Annotated in this window: 2 protein-coding genes; one reads left to right on the top strand and one right to left on the bottom strand. The window is 65.2% G+C overall.

The genetic code is table 11. From position 1 onward, the window contains the following. A partial coding sequence (locus tag F8K16_RS07235) for an AAA family ATPase (protein WP_294948747.1) occupies positions 1–1,273 on the bottom strand: 1,273 nt, incomplete at its 3' end. Between the two features lie 44 nt (positions 1,274–1,317). Between F8K16_RS07235 and F8K16_RS07230 the strand changes: the two genes are divergently transcribed. After that, positions 1,318–2,388, top strand: a 1,071-nt coding sequence (locus F8K16_RS07230) for a carbohydrate kinase (RefSeq protein WP_294948744.1), incomplete at its 3' end; no start/stop codon positions are given.

Below are 2,388 nucleotides of genomic sequence, written 5' to 3'. Positions count from 1 at the left end.
TTTCCTCCTGCTGCGCTTCAAGGGCGGCCTGTTCGGCCTCAAGGCGGGCTTCAAGCTGATCACGCTCCCGCTCGAGCCGGTTGAGAATGGACTGGCATTCCTGCCGACGATACTGCAGCGCACGCAGGTCACGGTCCACCTCCTGCCACTGACGCTCCAGCGGCTCAAGTTCCGCACGGAGGTGCGCCGCTTCCCGTTCGATCGCATCCAGCTCCGCCTGAACCGCCCCCTCCTCAGGCAGAGCGGCCCGGGCCGCCTCAAGTTCGTCCAGCGCGCCCCGCACCTGAGCACGCTGCTGTTCCAGCTGCGTCACCTGCTGCTGCAGCCGGGCCCGTCGGGCCACCTGTTCATCCCGGGCCGCTTCCGCCAGTGCCAGCTGTTTGTCCAGCGCATGCAGTTGCGCGCGCGCCCCGGTCATTCTCTCCTCCAGCGCCGGCATGCTTTTCTGTGTCAGCAGCAGGGATTTTTGCGCCGCCTCCACATCCAGTTGCAGGCGCGCGCTGACCTGTTGCTGTTGCTGAAATGCCTGCTCAAGCTGCTGCTGTCGCTCCTTCAGCCTCCTGAATTCCAGCCGGAACCAGCGCCGGCGCAGCTGGGCGATCTCCTCTCGCAACGCTCGCCAGCGCCGCGCGCTCTCGCTCTGGGACCGCAGGGTCTCCGCCTGCGCCTGCCAGGTGTCATGCTGGATCTGCAGCTGAGCGAGGTTTTCCTCGGTGGCCTGCAGGCGGCTGAGCGCTTCCCGCCGCCGCTGGCGATAGAAGCCGATGCCGGCCACCTCCTCCAGAAATAGACGCAGCTGCTCCGGCCGGGCCTCGATGATCTGGCTGATGTTGCCCTGGCCGATGAGCGCGTAGCTGCGCGGCCCCAGCCCGGTGCCGTCGAACAGGGCCTGCACGTCGCGCTTGCGGCAGCGCTGTCCGTTCAGGTAGTACTGGGTACCCTGCTCCCGATGATGCACCCGGCGCACGGAGATTTCGGCATAGCGGTTCCACGGCCCCTTGAGACGATGGTCGCTGTTGTCGAAGATCAGCTCAACGCTGCACTGGCTGACCGGCCTGCGCCGGTCCGTGCCGTTGAACAGCACGTCATTGAGCTCACCACCGCGCAGATTGCGGGCGGATGACTCCCCCATCACCCAGCGAATGGCATCCAGCGTGTTGGATTTTCCGCAGCCGTTGGGACCGACGATGCAGGTGATGTTGCTGGGAAAGGTCAGCCGGGCGGGTTCGGCGAAGGACTTGAATCCGGCCAGTTTGATAGACTTCAGACGCACGGTCGGATGCTTCCGGCAAGAGGGACACGGGAGGGCATATTAGCATGGGTAAGGCCATTCTGGGACTGGACCTGGGTACATCTGGCCTGCGCGGCTGCATCGTGGCCGATGGCATGTGCGTTGCCCGGGCCACAACGCCTCTGAGTGAGCACACGCCACAGGCATGGGAGGCGGCGCTGAATGCCGTCATGACCCAGCTGCGTCCCGTCCTGCCGGAGGTGGCGCACATCATCGCCGACGCCACCTCCTCAACCGTGATGCTGTGGGCGAATGGGCCCGCTTCTCCGGTGCGCATGTATGACCACCGCGGTCACTCCGCCGTCGTCGCGGCGCTGGCCGACATATTGCCACCTGACAGTGGCGCCCATGGCGCCAGCAGCACGCTCGCCAAGGTGCTGCAGCTCAAGGCACGGGCGGTCCGGCCGCACGGGCTGCGCATCGCCCACCAGATCGACTGGCTCAATGCCCACTTGCTGGACAGGCTGCCGCCTACGGACTGGAACAACGCCCTCAAGCTGGGATTCGACCCGATCTCCCTGAGCTGGCCGCAAGCCATTCGCGCGCTGCTGCACCCTCTGCCCGCGCCAGAAGTGGTGGCGCCCGGAACGCCGCTGGGCACCGTCTCACCCCGGGTTGCCTCACGCTGGGGGCTGCGGCGAGACACGCTGGTTCACGCCGGCACCACCGACAGTATCGCCGCTTTTCTGGCCACCGGTGCCGGTGAGCCGGGGGATGCCGTCACCAGCCTGGGCAGCACACTGGCGGTCAAGCTGCTGAGCTCGCGTCCAGTGTTCGCGCCGCACTACGGCATCTACAGTCATCGCCTGCCCACAGGCTGGCTGGCCGGTGGAGCCTCCAATGCCGGCGGCCGGGTGTTGCTCATGCACTTCTCGAGAGAGGAACTCCAGGCATTGAGTGCCCGGCTGAACCCACATGAACCCACAGGACTCGACTATTACCCACTGCCTGTCACGGGAGAGCGTTTTCCCTTCAATGACAGCAAAATGAAAGCAAAAATTGAACCGATACCTGAAGACAGAACCCGCTTTCTGCAGGGGTTGCTGGAAGGTCTGAGCGAGATTGAACGGCTGGGCTATGAACGACTGGTGGAACTG

The organism is Sulfurivirga sp., from assembly GCF_015490265.1.
In the GTDB taxonomy this organism is placed as follows: Bacteria; Pseudomonadota; Gammaproteobacteria; order Thiomicrospirales; family Thiomicrospiraceae; genus Sulfurivirga.
Note: the sequence above shows the minus strand (reverse complement) of the source record. Positions and strands in the feature narration are given on the sequence as shown.